General features: G+C 71.7%; 15 protein-coding genes and 1 pseudogene. 13 read left to right on the forward strand and 3 right to left on the reverse strand.

The annotated features are described in order from the left end of the window. Positions 1 to 144 precede the first annotated feature (144 nt). The 7 genes from ABIA33_RS05040 to ABIA33_RS05070 all read left to right on the forward strand — a co-directional run bounded on the left by ABIA33_RS05040 (position 145) and on the right by ABIA33_RS05070 (position 7,684). A complete protein-coding gene (locus ABIA33_RS05040; RefSeq protein ID WP_370077488.1) occupies positions 145 to 864 on the forward strand; it encodes a response regulator transcription factor in 720 nt (239 codons plus the stop codon). Then, positions 861 to 2,330, forward strand: coding sequence for an ATP-binding protein (locus tag ABIA33_RS05045; RefSeq protein ID WP_370077490.1), 1,470 nt, complete (start codon positions 861 to 863; stop codon positions 2,328 to 2,330). The genes ABIA33_RS05040 and ABIA33_RS05045 overlap by 4 nt, the downstream gene beginning before the upstream one ends. A gap of 104 nt (positions 2,331 to 2,434) precedes the next feature. Then, positions 2,435 to 3,337: a ribokinase gene (rbsK, locus tag ABIA33_RS05050; protein ID WP_370077766.1), complete on the forward strand. Its 903-nt coding sequence runs from the start codon at positions 2,435 to 2,437 to the stop codon at positions 3,335 to 3,337. 47 nt (positions 3,338 to 3,384) lie between these two features. Beyond that, positions 3,385 to 4,704, forward strand: a complete 1,320-nt coding sequence (locus ABIA33_RS05055; protein ID WP_370077492.1) for a sensor histidine kinase — start codon at positions 3,385 to 3,387, stop codon at positions 4,702 to 4,704. A 38-nt stretch (positions 4,705 to 4,742) separates the two neighbouring features. Continuing rightward, entirely contained in the window at positions 4,743 to 5,498 is a 756-nt protein-coding gene (locus tag ABIA33_RS05060; protein WP_370077494.1) for a response regulator, read from the forward strand. A 132-nt stretch (positions 5,499 to 5,630) separates the two neighbouring features. Beyond that, a complete protein-coding gene (locus tag ABIA33_RS05065) occupies positions 5,631 to 7,085 on the forward strand; it encodes a glycosyltransferase 87 family protein (protein WP_370077496.1) in 1,455 nt (484 codons plus the stop codon). 104 nt (positions 7,086 to 7,189) lie between these two features. Beyond that, entirely contained in the window at positions 7,190 to 7,684 is a 495-nt protein-coding gene (locus ABIA33_RS05070; protein ID WP_370077498.1) for a VOC family protein, read from the forward strand. Positions 7,685 to 7,756: 72 nt separating this feature from the next. Here ABIA33_RS05070 and ABIA33_RS05075 read toward each other — a convergent pair whose 3' ends face one another. Together ABIA33_RS05075 and ABIA33_RS05080 are read right to left on the reverse strand one after the other, a co-directional pair. Further along, complete coding sequence (locus ABIA33_RS05075; protein ID WP_370077500.1) at positions 7,757 to 9,415, reverse strand: penicillin-binding transpeptidase domain-containing protein; 1,659 nt, start codon at positions 9,413 to 9,415, stop codon at positions 7,757 to 7,759. 147 nt (positions 9,416 to 9,562) lie between these two features. After that, positions 9,563 to 11,458, reverse strand: coding sequence for a dolichyl-phosphate-mannose--protein mannosyltransferase (locus tag ABIA33_RS05080; RefSeq protein ID WP_370077503.1), 1,896 nt, complete (start codon positions 11,456 to 11,458; stop codon positions 9,563 to 9,565). A gap of 66 nt (positions 11,459 to 11,524) precedes the next feature. Here ABIA33_RS05080 and rsmI point away from each other — a divergent pair, with 66 nt between their 5' ends. Further along, entirely contained in the window at positions 11,525 to 12,382 is an 858-nt protein-coding gene (rsmI, locus tag ABIA33_RS05085) for a 16S rRNA (cytidine(1402)-2'-O)-methyltransferase (RefSeq protein ID WP_370077505.1), read from the forward strand. 255 nt (positions 12,383 to 12,637) lie between these two features. After that, entirely contained in the window at positions 12,638 to 13,111 is a 474-nt protein-coding gene (locus tag ABIA33_RS05090) for a hypothetical protein (RefSeq protein ID WP_370077507.1), read from the forward strand. Between the two features lie 26 nt (positions 13,112 to 13,137). Here the strand turns inward: ABIA33_RS05090 and ABIA33_RS05095 are convergent, their stop codons facing one another. Then, a complete protein-coding gene (locus ABIA33_RS05095; protein WP_370077509.1) occupies positions 13,138 to 15,030 on the reverse strand; it encodes a protein kinase in 1,893 nt (630 codons plus the stop codon). Between the two features lie 208 nt (positions 15,031 to 15,238). Here ABIA33_RS05095 and ABIA33_RS05100 point away from each other — a divergent pair, with 208 nt between their 5' ends. From ABIA33_RS05100 to ABIA33_RS05115, 4 genes and pseudogenes are all read left to right on the forward strand, one after another. Continuing rightward, a complete protein-coding gene (locus tag ABIA33_RS05100; RefSeq protein WP_370077511.1) occupies positions 15,239 to 17,074 on the forward strand; it encodes a recombinase family protein in 1,836 nt (611 codons plus the stop codon). A gap of 19 nt (positions 17,075 to 17,093) precedes the next feature. Then, on the forward strand, positions 17,094 to 18,692 hold the full coding sequence (gene metG, locus ABIA33_RS05105) for a methionine--tRNA ligase (RefSeq protein ID WP_370077514.1): 1,599 nt from the start codon (positions 17,094 to 17,096) through the stop codon (positions 18,690 to 18,692). A gap of 8 nt (positions 18,693 to 18,700) precedes the next feature. Further along, positions 18,701 to 19,585, forward strand: coding sequence for a TatD family hydrolase (locus ABIA33_RS05110; RefSeq protein ID WP_370077516.1), 885 nt, complete (start codon positions 18,701 to 18,703; stop codon positions 19,583 to 19,585). A 450-nt stretch (positions 19,586 to 20,035) separates the two neighbouring features. Next, positions 20,036 to 20,272: pseudogene (locus ABIA33_RS05115) on the forward strand (transglycosylase family protein); the annotation flags it as partial. Positions 20,273 to 20,360 lie beyond the last annotated feature (88 nt).

Below are 20,360 nucleotides of genomic sequence, written 5' to 3' on the forward strand. Positions count from 1 at the left end.
GATCGTCGAGGCGGGGTGGCGTTCGTAGGGGTGGCGTTCGTAGGGGTGGCGTTCGTACGGGTCGGGCATCGGCGACACTGGAGAGCGCCGTACAGGAGTGGACTCTTACCCGCTCTCTCATGCCCCCCGGAGAGAATCATCGCTGTGACGTCGACAGTACTGCTGGCCGAGGACGACCGGGCCATTCGCGATTCCGTAGTTCGCCTGCTGACCCTGGAGGGTTACCAGGTGACCGCCGTCGCCGACGGCATCCAGGCGTTGGCGGCGATCCACAAGGAGGGCCCCGACGTCATCGTCCTCGACGTGATGATGCCGGGCATCGACGGCCTCGCCGTCTGCGGGGTGCTGCGCGCGGAGAACGACCGCACGCCGATCCTCATGCTCACCGCGCGGGTCGAGACCTCCGACCGCGTCGCCGGGCTCGACGCAGGCGCCGACGACTACATGGTCAAGCCCTTCGAGGCGGACGAGCTGCTGGCCCGGCTGCGCGCGCTGCTGCGGCGCGCCATGCCGGTGCCGGTACCGGCCGACCCGCCGTCCACCCAGGTCGCGTACCCGTTGGACGACGTGATCGAGGTCGCCGACCTGCGGATCGACCCGACCGCGCGCCGGGTGTGGCGCCGGGACACCGAGATCGCCCTCTCCAGGACCGAGTACGACCTGCTGGAGCTGCTGGCCCGCAACGCCGGGATCGTGCTGGACCACAGCACGGTCTACGACCGGATCTGGGGCTACGACTTCGGCCCGGGATCCAAGAACCTCGCCGTTTACATCGGCTACCTGCGCCGGAAGCTCGAAGTCCAGGACGCGCCCGCGCTGATCCACACCGTCCGAGGTGTCGGCTACACCCTGCGCGAGCCGTGAGCGGGCTGCGTCCGCGGCTCCCCCTCCTGCCGCACGTCGGTGGGCTCCGAAAGCTCTCCGAGCTCCCCGGGAAGCTGCCGGCCGGTCTGCGGGTGCGTTTCGCGGTGGCCTTCGCCGGCGTCGCGGCCCTGGTCGCGGTACTGGTCGGCGGCCTCGGCTACGACGCCGCGGCGAACCTGATCCGGCACGACCGGGCCAGCGACTTCAGCCAGTCCCTGGACACCCTGGTAGCCGCCGTCGACCAGTCGCCGCTCTACCCGTCCGACTTCCTGCCCTCCAACCAGAACCACGACCAGCTCGAGGACCGGCTGACCCAGTCCGGGGACATCGGCATCCAGGTCCTGGGCCCCGCGGGCAACGTGGTCGAGCAGGGCGCGCCGGACCCGTTGCCCGTCGACGCGACCGACCGCAGGCTCGCCACCGGGAAGAAGGCCGGCCAGATCCACGACGTCACCGAGGACACCGGAGGCGACCGCTACCGCGTCGTCACGGTCTCTCTCGGCGGGGGACGCGGGGCGGTACAGCTCTCCGAGCGGCTGAGCGCCACCGACGACCTGCTGGACATCCTGCTGGAGCGCACGGCGCTGCTGGCCACCACCGTCGTGCTCGCCGCCGGCGCCGCCGGCTGGTGGCTGGCCGGGCGGATCACCCGGCGGCTGGTCAGCCTGACCGGCGCGGCCGAGCACGTCGCCTCCACCGGAACGCTGGACGTGGACGTCCCGCGCCGGGGCAGCGACGAGATCGGCCGGCTCGGCCGGGCCTTCGACGACATGCTGGGCAGGCTCGCCCGTTCCAAGGACGACCAGCGCCGCCTGGTCCAGGACGCCGGGCACGAGCTGCGGACCCCGCTGACCTCGCTGCGCACCAACATCGCGGCTCTGCCGCATCTCGACCGGTTGCCGCCGGAGTCCAAAGCGGCGCTGCTGGACGACCTGGCGACGGAGACCCGCGAGCTGAGCGTGCTGGTGAACGAGCTGGTCGAGCTCGCCGCCGACCGCCGCGAGGCGGAGGAACCGACGGAGTTCGACCTGGACGTGCTCGCCGAACGGGTCGCCGACCTGGCGCGCCGCCGTACCGGGCGTGAGATCGTGGTCGAGGCGGTGCCGGTGCCCCTCACCGGGCGGGCCGGCGCGCTGCAGCGGGCGCTGACCAACCTGGTGGAGAACGCGGCGAAGTTCACTTCCGAGCCGAGCGAGATCCTGCTGCGGGTGCAACCGGGCCGGGTCGCGGTGCTCGACCGGGGCCCCGGCATCGACGAGGCCGACCTCGACCGGGTCTTCGACCGGTTCTACCGGGCGACCGCGGCGCGCAGCCTGCCGGGATCCGGCCTGGGACTGGCGATCGTGCGGGAGGTCGCGGAGAGCCATGGGGGGACGGTCTTCGCCCGCAACCGGCCCGACTCCCGGGGCGGGGCGGAGATCGGCTTCACCTTCCCCGTTTCGTCCCCACCCACGAAGCGACCGTGAGGCCCATCGGATATCGCTCCCGAGATCGGGCTGCCGACCTCCTGATCGGCTGAGCGGCGGGCGGGCTGCCTGACGGGCGGGCTGCCTAAAGTAGTCCCATGCCGATGATCGCAGTGGTGGGCAGCATCAACCTCGACCTCGTGGTGCCGGTGCCGCATCATCCGGTGCCGGGGGAGACGGTGCTGGGCGGTGACCTGGCGGAGCACCCCGGTGGCAAGGGTGCGAACCAGGCGGTGGCGGCGGCGCGCCTTGGTGCGCAGGTCGCGATGGTGGGGCGGGTCGGCATGGACCAGGCCGGGACGGCGCTGCGGGCGGTGCTGGAGCGGGAGGGCGTGGATGTCCGGTGGGTGCTCGCTGAGGCGGGCGTCAGCACCGGGCGGGCGCTGATCGCGGTCGACCGGATGACGGGGGAGAACTCGATCATCGTCAGTCCTGGCGCGAACAGTGCTCTCTTTCCGGAGCATTGCGCCGCGTCGGGTGCGGTGCTCCGTGACGCGAGCGTCACTCTTCTGCAGCAGGAGATCCCCGCCGCCACCGTGGAGGCCGCGGCCCGCCTCGCGGGCGGCACGGTCCTGCTCAACCCGGCCCCCGCTCGGGACCTCCCGGCCGAGCTGCTGGACATGGTCGACGTCCTGGTCCCCAACCGCACGGAGCTCGCCGCCCTGGTCGGCCACCCGCTGCCGGACCTGCACGCCGTCGCCGATGCCGCCCGCCAGCTGCGCGGCCCCGCCGCCGTCGTGGTCACCCTCGGCCGGGACGGAGCACTGCTCTGCGAAGAGGGCGCCGTTCTCCTCGTCCCCGCACTCGAGGTCACCCCGGTTGACACCACCGCCGCCGGCGACGCCTTCTGCGGCGCGCTCGCCTACGCCATCGCCGGCGGCAGCCCGCTCCACGAGGCCGTACGGCGGGCCAACGCCAGCGCGGCCCTCGCCACCACCCTCCCCGGCGCCCAGCCGTCCCTGCCCACCCGCGCCGAGGTCGAGAAGCTGCTCGGACACGACTTCTGAGCGAGGCCACCCACCCCGCGAGCCGGAGGCCCTAAGCTCGACGCGATATGGACGGAGCCCTCCGGCGCGCCGCGGTCCGCGCCCTCGCCCGGGTGCGCCACACCGCGCAGCTCGTACACCAGGCCGCCTGGGCCGCCCCCGACCAGAGCGTCCTGCTGGTCCGCTCGCTCTCCAGCCCCCGCCTGCGCTACGCCCTCGCGGTCGTCTGCGTCTGCGGTGTGTTCATCCTCACCGTGACCGCGGACACCCAGCTCAACCAGCTCGTCCCGGGCAGCCTCGCCTGGGCCCTCGCCGGCCTTCAGGTCCTGCCGCTGCTGCTCGCCGCCCACCGGCCCCTCGCGGCCTGGCGTCTCTCCGCGGTCGGGCTCACCCTCACCACCTTCGCCGAGGTCGGCCACGCCCCCACTCCCTTCTGGCCCTGGCCGGTCAGCGGCTGCCTGGCCTATGTGGTGCTGCTCTTCATCACCGCCCAGGTGTACGGCAGAGACATCGCCGTCGGCGTCGACCTGCTCACCGCGATCGCGGTGCTGCTCCCCGCCGTGCCGCTGGTCGGCATGCCGCCGGTGGTCCTCGCGGTCGCCGCCGTCGTTGTCACCCTGGTCCTGGTGCTCGGCGAGTCCATCCACTCCCGCCAGGAGGCGGAACGGCACCTCGTCGCCGCCGAGTTGCAGCGCCGCGCCGGGCTCGCCCGCCAGGCGGTCCTGGAGGAGCGCTCCCGGATCGCCCGCGAACTGCACGACGTCGTCGCCCACCACATGTCGATGATCGCCATCCAGGCCGAGGCCGCCCCCTACAAGGAACCCGGCCTGCCCGAGCAGACCCTCAGAACCTTCGGCGCGATCCGGGAGGCGTCCACCACCGCCCTCACCGAGATGCGCCGCGTCATCGGCCTGCTCCGAGAGGACGACGAGAACGCCGAGCGCTCACCCCAGCCCGGCATCGACCGGATCCCGGAGATGGTCCGTGCCGCGCGGCAGGCCGGCATGCAGGTCGACCTCACCCTGGCCGGCGGCCCGGACCGGCCGCCCGCCGTCGTGGACGTGTCCGTGTACCGCATCGTCCAGGAGGCCCTCAGCAACGCCGGGCGGCACGCGCCCGGCGCCCGCGTCGAGGTCGAGGTCGTCCGCACCCACGACGCCGTCCAGGTGCACATCGCCGACGACGGGCGCACCACCGGCGGCCCCGCCCCCGGCGGCAACGGCGGCCACGGTCTCACCGGCATGCGCGAGCGTGCCGCCATGCTCGGGGGCACGCTGCGCGCCGTACCGCGCGAACACGGCGGCTTCGAGGTCACGGCCGAACTACCCCTGGACGGTGCGTCGCCGCCGAACGAGGGAGAATCGTCCTCGGCGGCAGGCGACAGCTGACCCGACCGGACACCGGTCGACCCAACGGGGGGAAGCGCATGGCGGACCGTATCAAGGTGCTGCTGGTCGACGACCAGGAGATGGTCAGGGACGGACTGGGCGCGCTCCTCTCCTCCGCCCCCGACATCGAACTCGTCGGCGAGGCGGGCGACGGGTTGCGGGCCATCCAGCTCGCCGCCGAACTCCGGCCCGACGTCGTCGTCATGGACATCCGGATGCCGGGCATGGACGGCCTCGCCGCCACCGCCCGCATCGTCGGAGCCCCCACCACCGCACCCGTCGGAACCCCCACCGCGGCCTCCGCCCACACCCCCACGGCGCCGGCCTCCGCCGCCAATCCGCCCGTCCGCACCCCCCGCGTCCTCATCCTGACCACCTTTGACCTCGACGAGTACGTGTACGAGGCGCTGGCACGCGGTGCCAGCGGTTTCCTGCTCAAGGACGCTCCCGCCCGCGACCTCATCAACGCGGTCCGGGTCATCGCCGCCGGAGAGGCCCTGCTCGCGCCCTCCGTGACCCGCCGGCTGATCGACGACGTCGCCCGCCGCCGCCGCTCCGGCAACCTCCGCCCAGAAGCCGTCGCCGCGCTCACCGTCCGCGAACTGGACGTGCTGCGCCAGGTCGCCAGGGGGCTGTCCAACTCCGAAATCGCCGAGGAACTGTTCCTGTCCGAACAGACCATCAAAACCCACGTGGGGCGCATCCTCGCCAAGCTGGAACTGCGCGACCGCACCCAGGCCGTGGTCTTCGCCTACGAGAACGGTCTCGTCGGTGTCGTGGGCGAAGGGCGCTAGCGCCTGTGCGGCACGGGCGACAACAGCGAAAAGCGCAGCGTTAACCCATCCGGCGCCATCCTTCAGAGGGACATCGGAGCCACTCTCCAGCGTGACGACATCACCGTGTCGGGCTTCCTACCGTGGGTTACTGTGACGACGACTCATGTCCTGCGCAAGGAACGGACCACCGGCGCCGCCACCCGACTTCGGCTGCCGCGCCAGCGCAGCGGGAAGTCCGCGGTCGGATTCGGCCTGACCGCCTTCGGCTTCTTCCGCTCCGCCGACCCGAACGCACCGAGCCGCCTGCCATGGATCCTCGGCTGCGTCGGCTCCGCGATCTGGGCCGGAACCTTCCCGCTGGTCTCCGACCTCGGCCCGCAGCGCGCCTGGGGTCTGATCGCCGCCCTCGGCTACGTCGCGGCCGCCTGTGCCTCGGCCTTCCTGCCCCGCCCGAAGGTGGCGCGCGCCGCCACCGCACTCGCCGTGCTGGGTGCGGTGGTGATTCCGCTGGGCCTCATGGTTGCGGAGGGCTGGGCGCAGTCGGAAGTGAGCGTCGTCCAGAACTCCGCCGTCCAACTCCTGCACACCGGCAGTCCGTACCTCCCGGACCCGCACGGGATCATGGGCTACAACCCGTACCTCCCGGCCATGGCGCTCTTCGGACTCCCGCGCGCCCTGCTCGGCGACGACGGGCTGCTGCCGCAGGTCGTCAGCGACGCCCGGATCTGGTTCCTCGTGGCCTTCGCCGCCTGCCTGGTCGCGACCTGGCGGCTGGTGCGTCCGCAGTCCGACGGGGCCGCGGACGACGGTGCAGGCGCGACAGCAGGCGGGACGGCAACCGGGACGGCAGGCAGGACGCCCAGCGCGGGCGGCGCGGGCGGCGTCTCCTGGGCCGTTCCGCTCGCCGCGGTCACCGCCTCCCCGCTGGTCGCCCTGGTCGCCACGACCGGCGGCGTGGACCTTCCGCTGATCGGCTTCTGCTGCCTGGGGCTCGCTCTCGCCGGACGCGGGTACGCGGTGCGGGCCGGCGTCGTCCTCGCCCTGGCCTGCGCGGTCAAGTGGACGGCGTGGCCCGCCCTGCCCGTCGCCGTGTTGCTGCTGCTCCACCTGTACGGGAGGCGTGCGGCGCTGCGCTGCACCGCGGCGACCCTCGCGCTCGCTGCCGCGCTGATCGCCCCCGGGGCGATCCTGACGCCGCACGCCGTCATGGACCAGGTGATCCGCTTCCCGCTCGGCATGGCGTCGATGCGGACCCCGGCGGACAGCCCGCTCCCCGGGCACCTGCTGGCCGAGCTCGGCCCGTCCGGCCGCGTCGCCTCGCTGACGCTGCTGGCCCTGGGCGGCGTCGCGGTCGCGCTCTGGCTGCTGATCCGACCGCCGCTCGACGTGACCCAGGCGGCCGACCGCCTCGCCGTGGGTGTCGGCGTGGCCTTCCTGCTCGCCCCGGCGGGCCGGTTCGGCTACCTCGAGCTCCCGGTTCTGCTGGTCCTCTGGCCCCGCCTCGCCACGCACGTGCCCTCGGCAGACGTGGACGTGGACATGGACGTGGATGCCGACGTCGAGGCGGTCGCCGTCCCGGTACCCGAACCGGCGGCGGAGCCGTAGTCCGACCGGCCCGGTGCGCTGAGGTGCGGTGCGGAATACTTTCCTGAGAAGATATTGTTCACTGGTCGACAGGGATCGCACCGAACCAGACCGAGGAGCCCGCCATGGCCGTCCGCCGCCTCAACCACGCAGTGCTGTACATCCGCGAGGTCCCCCGCTCCGTCGCCTTCTACACCGATGTCTTCGGCTTCGAGGTCGCGGCCGAGATCGCCGACCGGGCCGCCTTCCTCCGCGCTCCCGGCACCCTCAACGACCACGACCTCGGCCTCTTCGCCATCGGCGCCCAGGCCCCGGGCCCGACCCCGGGCCAGGTCGGTCTCTACCACCTCGCCTGGGAGGTCGGCACGCTCGGCGAGCTGGCCGAGGTCGGCGCGAAGCTGCAGGAGCGCGGCTCGCTGGTCGGCGCGACCGACCACGGGGTGAGCAAGTCCTTCTACGCCAAGGACCCCGACGGCAACGAGTTCGAGGTCATGTGGCGTGTCCCGCGCGCGGAGTGGCCGGGCGACGGTGGCGGCATCGAGCGTCTGGACCTCGACGCCGCCCTCGCCCGCTGGGGCGCGGACCTCGCCACCGGTGCGGCCGCGGGCTCCGCGACCTGATCAACCGGGCCGACCGGGCCGACCGGATCAACCGGACCAACCGGATCGACCCCACCGATCCGCCGATCGCTGTCAGTCGTTGCGCAGGATGTCCGCGACCACGTAGCCCGCGGAGTCGACGCCGCGCAGGCCGCCGATGACCTCGGCCGCGACCGACAGTTTCCCGTCGTAGGCGACGAACCAGCCGTTGTTGGGCTGGCCGTTGCCGATCTCCGCGGTGCCGGTCTTCGCGCCCACCCCGGACATCCCGCCGACGCGCGGTGCCGCGGTGCCGCCCTGGGCGGTGGCCACCATCATCCTGCGCAGGTCAGCGGCCGTGGACGAGGAGATCGGCGACGACGCGGGCGTCTGCGCCAGGCCGGGCACCAGGATCGGCTGCATGAAGCCGCTGTTCGCGACCGTCGCGCCGACGGAGGCCATCACCAGCGGGCTGACCGCGATGTTGCCCTGCCCGATGGCGTCCGCCGCTCGCAGATTGCGACTGCCGTTGGACGGCTTGACCTGCGGGTTCATAGTGGCGACCCCGATCGACCAGTTGCCCAGGCCGAAGACGTTGGCGGCCTCCTCGCTCTGGGCGGTGAAGCCCTCGGCGGGGTTGGAGTTCCAGGCGTTGTCCATCAACTTGATGAAGGCGGTGTTGCAGGACATCTTGAAGGCGTCCTGCATGGTCGACGCCTTCGCCTGCTCGTTGTCCACGTTCTGGAAGGTCTGCCCGGCCACCAGGATGTTGGGGGTGCAGGGTGCGGGAGAGCCGGGATTCAGTCCGCCCTTGTCGATCAGCGTCGCCGCAGTGATGATCTTCATGGTGGAGCCCGGCGCCGACCAGCCGTTGATCGCGATGTCGCCCTGGCTGCCGCTGTAGGCGATCGCCTTGATCCAGCCGTTGCTGTGGTCGATCGCGACGACGCCGGCCGCCTTGCCGGCCAGGTGAGCGTCCTTCACCCCCAGCTCGGCCTGCGCCTGGAGCTTGGCGTCCAGCGTGGTCTTGATCTTCGCGCCGGTGGGGGGCGTGAACACCTGGGCCGTGGCCACCGCGGTCCCGGTGGAGTCGACCACCGCCACGCCGCTGCCGGAGGTGCCCGTGGCCTTCGCGGCGAACTTGGTCTTCAACTGGTTGAGGATGTCCCCGAGCGAGGGGTCCTGAGCAGCTGTCAGCTCGACGCCCTTGTTGTCGGTCACCGTCACATCGGAGGCGGACACCGGGATCGGCCCCGTGGCGAGCGTCTGCCCGGGCGTCAGCTTCGGGTACAGCACGCTGGGCGCCCAGCGCACCGAGGTGTTGCCGCCCACGCTCTGCACCACGTCCAGCGCCCCCGGGTAGGTCCAGGTGCCGCCCGCGATCTGCGCCGTGACCGTGAACGTCACATGGGAGGCGCCGGTCACGGTCGAGGACAGGCCCGCCGCCGCGACATTGCTGAACGCCACCGAGGTCAGCTTCAACCCGGTGCCGTAGCCGGCGAGCGCCGTCTGCGCGGCGGTCGGGTCGTTGGTGTCGCTCGCCGCGCCCGCGTAGTGGTCCGGGCCCGCGTGCCAGCTGTCGAGGAAGGACTGAGCGCGCTTCAGCGCGTTGTCGTTGCTCGGCGGCGTGGTCGACAGCGCGGTCGCCGCCGGTCGCGGCGCAGCTGACGACGTTCCCGCGACGGCGCTGACGATGTGGTAGGCCCCGTATCCGCCTGCGGTCAGCATGACCACACAGGTGCCGATGACTCCGGCTTTCGCGCCGCGGTTCATTGTCCCCCCAGTCCGGGCGGCGCCCGTTTCGAGGACACCCAATCGTTCAAAGGATCGTACGTGTGCGTCTGCGGTATGCGTGGTGCGCCCGGGAAGTAGTGAGGAAACCGTGACCCCCACATCCGGGCGGACCCGACATTCCCCCGGTCAGATCCAGGTGGGCCACCACATCCTGGCGCGCCAGCTGTCCAGCGGGATGATCTGCGCGTCGTACAGCGGCAGGAAGTAGAGGAATGTCGCCATGATCGCGACGACCAGCACGCCCGCGCCGATGCCACCGAGCAGCCGGCGGTCCCGGGAGGCGGTCGCCCGGCCCAGGATGGCGCCGATCATCAGGGCGAGAGCCAGCACCAGGTAGGGCTCGAAGTCGATGGAGTAGAAGAGGAAGATCGTCCGCTGCTGCCACTGGAACCAGGGCAGGTATCCGGCCGCGATGCCGCAGCAGATCGCCCCCGCCCGCCAGTCGCGCACCAGGATCCACCGGTACAGCGCGTAGAGCAGCGCGAAGCAGGCGGCCCACCACAGCAGCGGGGTGCCGATCGCCAGCACCTCGCTGGAGCACTGCGCCGCCCCGCCGCACTGCGAGGGCTTGAGGTTGTTGGGGTAGTAGAACGACACCGGCCGCCCGTTGACCAGCCAGCTCCACGGGTTGGACATGTAGGTGTGCGGGGTGGTCAGCGTGGTGTTGAAGTTCCAGATCTCCGAGTGGTAGTGCCACAGGCTGCGCAGCGGCGCGGGCACCCAGCTCAGGTCGACCTGCGGCAGCGGGATCGGGCCCCAGCTCGCGGCGGAGAGCCCCGCCCGGTGGTCGGCCCAGTGCCGGTCGTAGGCGCCGTAGGTGGTGCCGACGTGGGCGTTGCTGAACAGCCAGCCGGACCAGGTCACCAGGTACGTGAAGAAGGCGACGACCACCGTCGACAGGAAGGCGAACGGCACGTCGTGCAGCAGGGCCCTGCGGTAGGGGTGCCGATCCCCGGCCGTCTTGCGGGCGGCGGCGTCCCACAGCACCGAGAGGACGGCGAAGGCCGCCAGGAAGTCCAGGCCGTTCCACTTGGTCGCGCAGCACAGCCCCAGGCAGACGCCCGCGAGGATGCGCAGCGGACGCCAGCCGAGCCGGGCCCCGGCTGCCAGTTCGTGATCGGGCGCGGCGTCCGGGTTGTCGACCGTCGCGCCGACGGCGTCGGCGAGCCGGGCCCGCGTACGGTCCCGGTCGACCAGCAGCAGCCCGAAGGCGCACAGCGCCCAGAACATCACCATCTGGTCGAGCAGCCCGGTGCGGCTCATCACGAAGTGCATGCCGTCGACGCACATCAACAGCCCGGCGACGCAGCCGAGCAGCGTCGAGCGGAACAGCCGCCGCCCGATCCGGCAGACCAGCAGCACCGCGAGGCTGCCGAGCACCGCGACCATGAAGCGCCAGCCGAGGGGGTGCAGCCCGAACAGCAGCTCGCCGAACCCGATGACCCACTTGCCCGCCGGGGGGTGTGCGATGAACGCGGCCCCGGTGGGGGTGGGGAGGTGCTGCGGCGACGCCATGATCGCGGCGTTGGTGCTGTCCGGCCAGTTGACCTCGAAGCCGTAGTGCCACAGCGCCCAGGAGTCCTTGGCGTAGTACGTCTCGTCGAAGATGATGTCGTTCGGAGTGCCGAGGTGAGTGAACGTCATGATCGCGCCGAACAGGGTCACCGCGAGCGGTGCCAGCCATCCTGACCAGCGGCACAGCCACACCCACAGTCCGGCGGGGACGCGGATGCCCAGGCGGGCCAGGACGGCTGACGGTGCGCCGGTGGAGATCCCGGGACCGTCCGGCATAGGCGGGACCAGGCGCTCGCGGAGCGGACGGCGCTCCGGCTCGCGGTAGCCGAGCCTGGCGAGGCGCTGCTGCCAGGCGCTCGCCGGCCGGACCTGGCGCGGGGTCGTCCCGGCCGGGTCGGGCCGCGGCGAGTCCGCCGCCCGGTCGCTGGTCAGCGTCGCCGCGCCGTGCGTGCCGCCGCGAGTCCCGTCGCCGTCCGGCACTGTCCCTGTCGCCCTGTCTCCGCTCACCCGTGCATCGTAGGGGCGAACCCTGTCGGTGGTACGGCCACCTCGCCATCCTGGGAGGATGGGGAGGTGACAGGTCTACTCGTATTGGCAGGAACCCCCATCGGCGAGGTCGGGGACGCGCCGCCGAGGCTCGGCGAGGAGCTCGCCGGCGCCGACATCGTCGCCGCCGAGGACACCCGGCGGATGTGGCGGCTGGCGAACGCGCTCGGGGTCTCCCCGAAGGGGCGTGTCGTCTCCTACTTCGAGGGCAACGAGGTGGGCCGCACGCCGGAGCTGGTGGACGCGCTGCTCGGCGGCGCGCGGGTGCTGCTGGTGACGGACGCGGGCATGCCGTCGGTCTCCGACCCCGGCTACCGCCTGGTCGCGGCGGCGGTGGAGAAGGGCGTGCGGATCACCGCCGTGCCCGGACCCTCGGCGGTGCTGACGGCGCTGGCGCTGTCCGGGCTGCCGGTGGACCGCTTCTGCTTCGAGGGCTTCCTTCCCCGCAAGGGAGGCGAACGCGGCTCGCGTCTGCGCGAGCTCGCCGCCGAGCCGCGCACGATGGTGTTCTTCGAGTCGCCGCACCGCATCGAGGACTCGCTGACGGCGATGGCCGAAGCGTTCGGCGCGGAGCGGCCGGCGGCGGTCTGCCGCGAGCTGACCAAGACGTACGAGGAGGTCAAGCGCGGTCCGCTGGCCGAGCTCGCGGCCTGGGCCGCGGACGGGGTGCGCGGCGAGATCACCGTGGTGGTCCAGGGTGCGCCGCCGGCCGATCCGTCCGCGCTGGGGCCCGACGAGCTGGCCCGCAGGGTCGCGGTGCGGGAGGAGGCGGGGGAGCGGCGGAAGGAGGCGATCGCGGCGGTGGCCGTCGAGACGGGTGTGGCGAAGCGCGCGGTGTTCGACGCGGTGGTCGCGGCCAAGAACTCGGCTCTGCCCTCCGGGTGACCGTGCCCTCCAGGTGACCGTGCGACTCGTGGGGCGTGCGGCTGGAGCGTAGGGTTGCGCAAGGAGCGCGCGGAGCGAGTGCCCGACAAAGAGCCGCTCAAGCGTCGCCCTGGAACAGGTAGTCGCAGGACAAAGAAGTTCAACACTCTCCCAAGAAATCCTCCGAACTGAATCCGGGACATTTCCGGAGGGTAATTCTGAGGGTGAGCAAAGACCTCACGCGGGCGAACGCCCGCAGGGCATCGGGAGCACGACATGAGCGAATCCACTGGGGACCCTGCCGTCACCACGCTCGGCGCCTCGACCGCGCCGGTGGCACCCACCGCATCCTCCGTACCCACCCCGTCCGCCGTGCCCGCGGTCCACGAGGCCTACGCCTTCGCCTGCCTCAACTGCGGCTTCGGCTGGGAGCAGGAGTACGAGATCGAGCACCGGGCCGACACCAAGGGCGTGCTGAACACCGTCTACCGGGCCAACGGCGTGCCCGTCCCCTCGCCACTGACCAAGCCCGCCTGCCCCGGGTGCGGCGGGTCGCACGTCCGGATCATGCGGGCCGGACGTATTGCCGAGGCGAGCGCATACTGGCACATCCCGCAGCACCCGGCCCCGTCCGACCCGGTCCCGCCCCCTGAGGTCGTCCACGCGCCGACCCGCCCGCGCCGCGAGCGCCGCCTGCACCTGCCGTTCCACTTCCACATGCGCCGCCACCACGGCACGCCGGAGGCGTGACCGAAGCAGCCGCTCCCAAGCAGCAGCTATGTCGTACCCGGCGCGGGCGACTGCGTCGGGTACGTCGACGACGGGGCGGGTGTGGTCGAGGGGCTGCCGCAGGCGGTCTGCTGGACCGTGAGGGTGATCGGCTGGTCGGACGGGTAGGAGGCCTCAGCCGTCGCGGCGGGGGACTGGTCGACGACGTTGCCGACCGTCCCGCCCGCGCAGACGTAGCGGACGCTCACATTGCTGAAGCCCTTGAGGTCGGTCTTCGCCGTCGCGAGCGGCTGCCCCACCTCGTTGGGGTAGGCGACGCAGTTGTCGGGCGAGGCGGACAGCTTGATCGTGGCCGTGCTCGGCTGCCGGCTCCCCGCGTCGGGGGACTGCGCGTACACCCCGGACCCGGCGGCCGAGCAGTGGTAGGCGACCTTGATGGCGCTCCGGCTGAACCCCGCGGTGACCAGCAGTTGCGTGGCGTAGGACACGGACTGCCCGGTCACCGTGGGAACGGTGTAGTAGACGGTGCCTGCGCCCTGGTTGGCGCTCGCCGTCGGAGGTGGACCGCTGCTGCCGGCGGCGCTGGTCGCGGCGGACGGCGAAGTGGTCGCGGAACTCGTGCTTGCGGACGGCTGGGCGGAGGTACTGACCGTGGGGTTGCCGCCGGCGGACGCCGAACCGGGGTTGCGGCCGTTGGCGATCACGACCCCGGCTGCGGACAGCGCCAGGGCCGCCGCGACGGCCACGACGACCGCCGCGGTGCGGCGGCTGCGCCGAGGCGGCAACCCTGCCGACTCCCGGGTCGCTGTGCTCGCCGTGAGCGGTGGCGTCGGCGGGCCCTCGGCAGCGAATCCGGCGACCTGAGCAGGTCCGAACCCGGCCGGGGCTGGGCCGAAGCCGACCGGCAGCGTCGGCTGCACCGGGACCCCGCCCTGAGGCATCGTCGGCGGCGTCGCCCGCTCCCCGGCCGCCCCCGCCAGCGCCGCCCCGTCCGCCCCCGCCCCGGCCGCTGCCGCCTGCGTTCCCGCCGTCCCTGCCGCCTCCGTCTTCCCGGCGAGCGAGCCGAGGCGGCTCGGCAGCTCCGCCTCCACCCGCGCGATCATGCCGGTCAGTTCGGCGGGCAGCCAGGTCTGGGTGGGCTCGTGGGTGGTGGTCTCCTCCAGCCGGTCCAGCAGCGCGTCGGGGCTCGGACGCCGCGCCGGGTCCTTGGCCAGGCAGTCGGCGACCAGGCTGCGCAACTCCGCCGGAACCTCGTCGAGCCGCGGCTCGCTGTGCACCACCCGGTAGAGCAGTGCCGGAGTCGCGCCCTCACCGAAGGGCCCGGCCCCGGTCGCGGCGTACGCGAGCACCGCGCCCAGCGAGAAGACGTCCGCGGCCGGCGTCACCGGCAGGCCCTCGATCTGCTCCGGGGACATGAAGCCGGGCGAGCCCACGATCATCCCGGTACGGGTCAGCTCGGTCGCCTCGACCGCCCGCGAGATGCCGAAGTCGATGACGCGCGGGCCGTCGGCGGCGAGCAGCACGTTCGACGGCTTGAGGTCGCGGTGGATCACTCCGGCGCCGTGGATCGCGGCCAGCGCCTCGGCGAGCCCGGCGGCCAGCGCCCGAACCGACTCCACCGGCAGTGGCCCGTGGTCGCGGACGGCGGTGCTGAGCGCGGGGCCGGCCACGAACTCGGTGGCCAGCCAGGGCGTCGCCGCCTCCGCGTCGGCGTCCAGCACGGCCACGGTGAAGGCCCCGCCGACCACCCGCGCCGAGCTGACCTCGCGGGCGAAGCGGGCGCGGAAGTCCTGGTCGTCGGCCAACTCGGGCCGGATCACCTTCAGCGCCACCCGCCGCCCGCCGCGCGACCTGGCCAGATAGACCCGCCCCATGCCGCCCGCGCCCAGTCGGGCCAGCAGCCGGTATCCCCCGAGCTGCGGCGGATCATCGGATTCCAACGGCTGCACTGCGCCCCCAAACACTGCGGTCCCCCAGCCCGGCAGGCTGCTCCCCGTATCCAAGAGAACACCGTCCGTGGCCGCTTGCACAGACCCTTCAGCCCATCGGCGTACTTCACCTGTCGACGGAGAAGGCCATGGCTTTCTCTGTTGATATGAGGATCTGGATTCCCATTCCTGGTGCAAGCGGTGTTCGTATGCTCGCACCATGGCTGAGCACACCCGACTCTCCCTGACCTGCCCCACCGAATGGCTGTCCGTCGTCAACTCGGCCATGGAACGGATGCGTCCACCGCGCGTCCTGGGTCCGGACTCCGTGCGCGTCGCCGTCCTCGTCCGGCAGTCCAGCGCCCCGGGCGACTGCTCGCAGGCTTCACCTCGTGGGCAGCTTGACTCCTGCCTCGCCGAGGTCGCTGCAAGGCCCGGTTGGCACATCGCCGGGCACCACGTCTACGCCGACATCGGTGTCAGCGGTTGGACTCCGGGAGTGCAGCGCGCCGGGCTGGCTGCCGCGCTGGCTGCTGCCGATGCCGGCGAGTTCGACGTGCTCATGGTCTACTCACTGTCCCGACTCACCCGCCAGGGCGTGCTTCCGACTCTGGAACTCATCCAGCGGTTGAATCGCAAGGGGGTGGCGTTGTTGTCTGCCACCGAGCCGTGGCTGGACACGAGCGAGGGAAATCCACGCGCGGAGGCCACGGTCGCGTTCGCCGCGACACTCGCGACATACGAATCCGACAACACGTCAGCCTTTGGACGGACAGTCGCCGCTGAGGTGATCAAACGTGGAGGGCACCGCAACGGGATTGCCCCGTACGGTATGCGGGCTGAGCCCGCGGTCATCGACCAAGTGGTGATTCGCCGCCTGGTCCCGGATCCGCTCACTGCTCCGTGGTTGCTACGCATGGTCGAGTGGATCTGCCAAGGGGAGAGCATCGGTGAGATCGCACGGCGCTTGGTTGACGCCGACGCGCCCCATGCCGGCGACAGACGGCGGCAGAGCTGGACACGACACGCAGTTCGCAAGGCTCTTCGTGATCCGCGTATCGCCGGATACTCGCTGTCGGCGCGGCGTACGGTCCCGAACTCGGCTGGATTGAACAGTGCGCACGAACGGCACGCACTGATCATGTACGGGGACGACGGCGGCCCTGTCCACGTCCACGAAGGGCTGATGCCTTCCGACAAGTGGTGGCGGTTGCAGGAACGACTTGACCATGCGGCCGGGGTGATGAAGCGGCGGGGCGCAGAGGAGTCCGGGCTGCTGTTCGCCCGTACTCGGCTTCTGCACTGCGCTGGTTGCGGGTCCGTGTTCGCGGCTCGCAGCACGGGGGAGCGCTATCAGTGCACGGGTCACGCGGAAGCGCATGCCTCTGCAGGAGTTGTCGCGGTGTCGATTGCGGCGGCTCCGTTGGAGGACCACCTCGTACGCGCGACGTGGACGCGCCTTGCCGCGATCTGCAGCGATCACGGCGCACGCGCGGCTGTGGAAGCGGTGGCGCGCCGGTTCGCCGGACGTTGTGACACAGCGGAGCACCGGACTGAGATTCGGCAGGCCCGCACCGAGTTGGATCAGGTCTCAGCGGCGCTGCGGCAGGTCTATCAGGACCGGGAGGATGGCGCGTTCGCGGGAACGACAGGTCATGAGCGCTATCTCGAAGCCGTGCAGCGACTCACAGTCGCCGAGGCGCGACTGGAGAGCCGTGTGTCCGAGCTGGGCGAGCTTCAGCACCGGCGGGTGACACTTCCGTACAGCTGGCTCGAGTGCGCGACGTCTGGCCGCGATCCCCTCAGCCCCGAGTCCCTCTGGAGGTCCTGGGATGTCGGGCAGCGGAGGACCTTCCTCGCCGTGATGATCGACAGGGTGAGCGTGGCTGCCGGCAAGTGCGGTGGGCAGAGGGGTGTACGCGGTTCCGCCCCCACACCTGTCGGGGATCGACTGTCGATCGGGTGGGTCGGCGATGTAGAGAGTGATCAGCAGGACCTGTCGCGGGAGAGCGGGGCTTCCGCAGGGAGAGGAAATAGAGGCGAAGAGCCGCGCTGACGCCCGATACCATGGCGCCATGACCGCCGCTCCAGTCCCTGGCAAGAGTTACTACGTAACAACGCCGATCTACTACGTCAACGATCGCCCCCACCTCGGCCACGCCTACACGACCGTCGCAGGCGACGTGCTCTCTCGTTGGCACCGCCAGCGCGGCGAGAAGGTGTGGTTCCTCACCGGCACGGACGAGCACGGTCAGAAGATCATGCGCACCGCCGAGGCCCACGGCGTCAGCCCGCAGCAGTGGTGCGACCAGCTGGTCGAGGAGGCGTGGAAGCCCCTCTGGGCACATCTGGAGATCGCCAACGACGACTTCATCCGCACCACCGAGGACCGGCACACCGCCCGGGTCCAGGAGTTCGTCCAGGACCTGTACGACAAGGGCGAGGTCTACCAGGGCGGCTACGAGGGCCCCTACTGCGTGGGCTGCGAGGAGTTCAAGAGCCCCGGCGACCTGCTCGACGGCGAGGGCGGCGTGAAGCTCTGCCCGATCCACAAGACGCCCGTGGAGATGCTGAAGGAGGAGAACTACTTCTTCAAGCTCTCCGAGTACGGCCCCAAGCTCCTCGACTTCTACGCCGCCAACCCGGGCTTCATCCAGCCCGAGTCGGCCCGCAACGAGGTGCTGCGCTTCGTCGAGCAGGGCCTGCAGGACCTCTCCATCTCCCGCTCCACCTTCGACTGGGGCGTGCAGGTCCCCTGGGACCCCAAGCACGTCATCTACGTGTGGATCGACGCGCTGCTGAACTACGCCACCGCCGTCGGCTACGGCTCCGACCCGGCCAAGTTCGATCAGACCTTCCCGGCGGACGTGCACCTGGTCGGCAAGGACATCCTCCGGTTCCACGCCGTCATCTGGCCCGCGATGCTGATGGCGAACGGCCTGCCGCTGCCGAAGAAGATCGCCGCCAACGGCTGGCTGATGGTCGGCGGCGAGAAGATGAGCAAGTCCAACCTGACGGGCATCTCGCCGCACCAGCTCACCGACCACTTCGGCGTGGACGCGTACCGGTACTACTTCCTGCGCGCGATCCCGTTCGGCACCGACGGCTCCTTCTCTTGGGAGGACTTCTCCGCCCGCTACACCTCGGAGCTCGCCAACGACTTCGGCAACCTCGCCTCCCGCGTGGCGGCGATGGTCGGCAAGTACTTCGACGGCAAGCTCCCGGCCGCGACCGCGAGCGGTCCCGCCGAGCAGGCGCTCGCGGACGGTCTGGCGAAGGCCGTCGCCGAGGCGGACGAGCGGATCGGCGAGCAGCTCGACTTCGCGGGTGGCATCGCCGCGATCTTCGACTTCGTCAAGCAGGTCAACGGCTACATCACCGAGCAGGAGCCCTGGAAGGTGGCGAAGGACGCCTCCGACGAGGGCCGGGCGCGCCTCGCCACGATCCTGTACGCGTCGGCGGAGTCGCTGCGCGGTATCGCGGTGCTGCTCAACCCGGTGATGCCGCGCGTCTGCGGCCTGCTCTGGGACTCGCTGGGTGCGGAGCCGCTGCTCGGTGCCCTCGCTGACCAGAAGGTCACCGAAGCGGCTGCCTGGGGCGTGCTCCCGGCGGGCGTGACCGTGACCAAGGGCGAGATTCTCTTCCCCCGGCTGGAAGAGAAGAAGGACGCCTGATCACGCCCATGGCCCAGTCCAGGAAGAAGTCGGATCGCGACGCGGCCCCGCCGCTCCCCGAGCCGCTGCGGGTCGCGGTCGCCGACTCGCACACGCACCTCGACATGCAGGACGGCAGCCCCGAGGACGGTCTCCTCAGGGCTGCTTCCGTGGGCGTCACCACTGTGGTGCAGGTCGGCTGCGACCTCGAAGGGTCCCGCTGGGCCGCCGACCTCGCCGCGCAGCACGCGGGCGTCCACGCGACCGTCTCACTGCACCCCAACGAGGCTCCGCGGATCGTCCTCGGCGACCCCGACGGCTGGAGCGGCCGCAAGCGCGCCCCCGGCGGCCCGAAGGCGCTCGACGACGCGCTCGCCGAGATCGATGCTCTGGCCGCTCTGCCGCAGGTGCGGGCCGTCGGCGAGACCGGCCTCGACTACTTCCGGACCGGGCCGGAGGGTGTGGAGGTCCAGCAGGAGTCCTTCCGCCGCCACATCGCGCTCGCGAAGAAGCACGGCAAGGCCCTGGTGATCCACGACCGGGACGCCCACGACGACGTGCTGCGCATCCTCCGCGAGGAGGGCGCGCCGGAGCGCACCGTGTTCCACTGCTACTCGGGCGATGCCGAGATGGCGAAGATCTGCGCCGAGGCGGGCTACTACCTCTCCTTCGCGGGACCGGTCACCTTCCCGGCCAACCAGCACCTCAGGGAGGCTCTCGCGGTGGCACCGCTGGACCGGGTCCTGGTCGAGACCGACGCCCCGTTCCTCACCCCGGCCCCCTACCGGGGACGCCCCAACGCCCCGTACCTGATCCCGATCACATTGCGGGCGATGGCCGCAGTGCGGGGACTGGACGAGGACGCGATGGCCGCCGCCGTCGCCGCGAACACCGCCCGCGCGTTCGACTACTGAGCGGCTCTCGCGAGGGAGCGGGAGTGACCCTGCCCGCCGAGGATCGTTGATCCCTCCGCAGGAGCTCTGTCGGACGGCGGAAGGTTTCGAGTGAACGTTTCTGCAGGCCTGCAGCGACGGCTGCCCAAGGCGCTGGCCCTCGCCCTTCTGGTCGGCGGGACCAGCGCCTTCGTCAGCCAGCAGCACCAGGCCCGGCTCAACGCGGACAGCTTGCCGCAGCGGGTACGGCTGGACGCGGACCCCGCCTCCAGCGCCGAGTCGCACGATGCGGCGCCGCCCGCCGCGCCCACGGCCCTCACCCCGGCGCCCGCTCACCTGCACGCCGGACCTCCGTCGCGCTCGGCCACCAGGGCCCGCCATGCGCTCCGGTACGGCACCGAGTCCCGCCACACCCGCTCCATGCCGGAGCCGCAGCGGGAGGACAGTCCCGCCACGCACCACATCACCGGCGACCTGAACTGGTCCGCGCTCGCCCGCTGCGAGGCCGGCGGCGATCCGCACGCCGTTGACCCCAGCGGCCGCTACGGGGGCCTCTACCAGTTCGACCGCAGCACCTGGCACCGTCTCGGCGGCGCCGGGCGTCCCCAGGACGCCCCCGCCGAGGAGCAGACCGCCCGCGCCCGAAGGCTCTACCAGCAGCGCGGCGCCTCCCCGTGGCCCAGCTGCGGGCACCGCGCCGGCGGATAGTCTTACCCGGTGAGCACCAGCGCCCAGGACTCGACCAGCACCCCCGATCCGACCAGCACGGACCAGACCAGCACCGCCCCGTCCGCCG

Origin of the sequence: Streptacidiphilus sp. MAP12-16 (assembly GCF_041262165.1) — a bacterium.
Lineage (GTDB): Bacteria > Actinomycetota > Actinomycetes > Streptomycetales > Streptomycetaceae > Streptacidiphilus.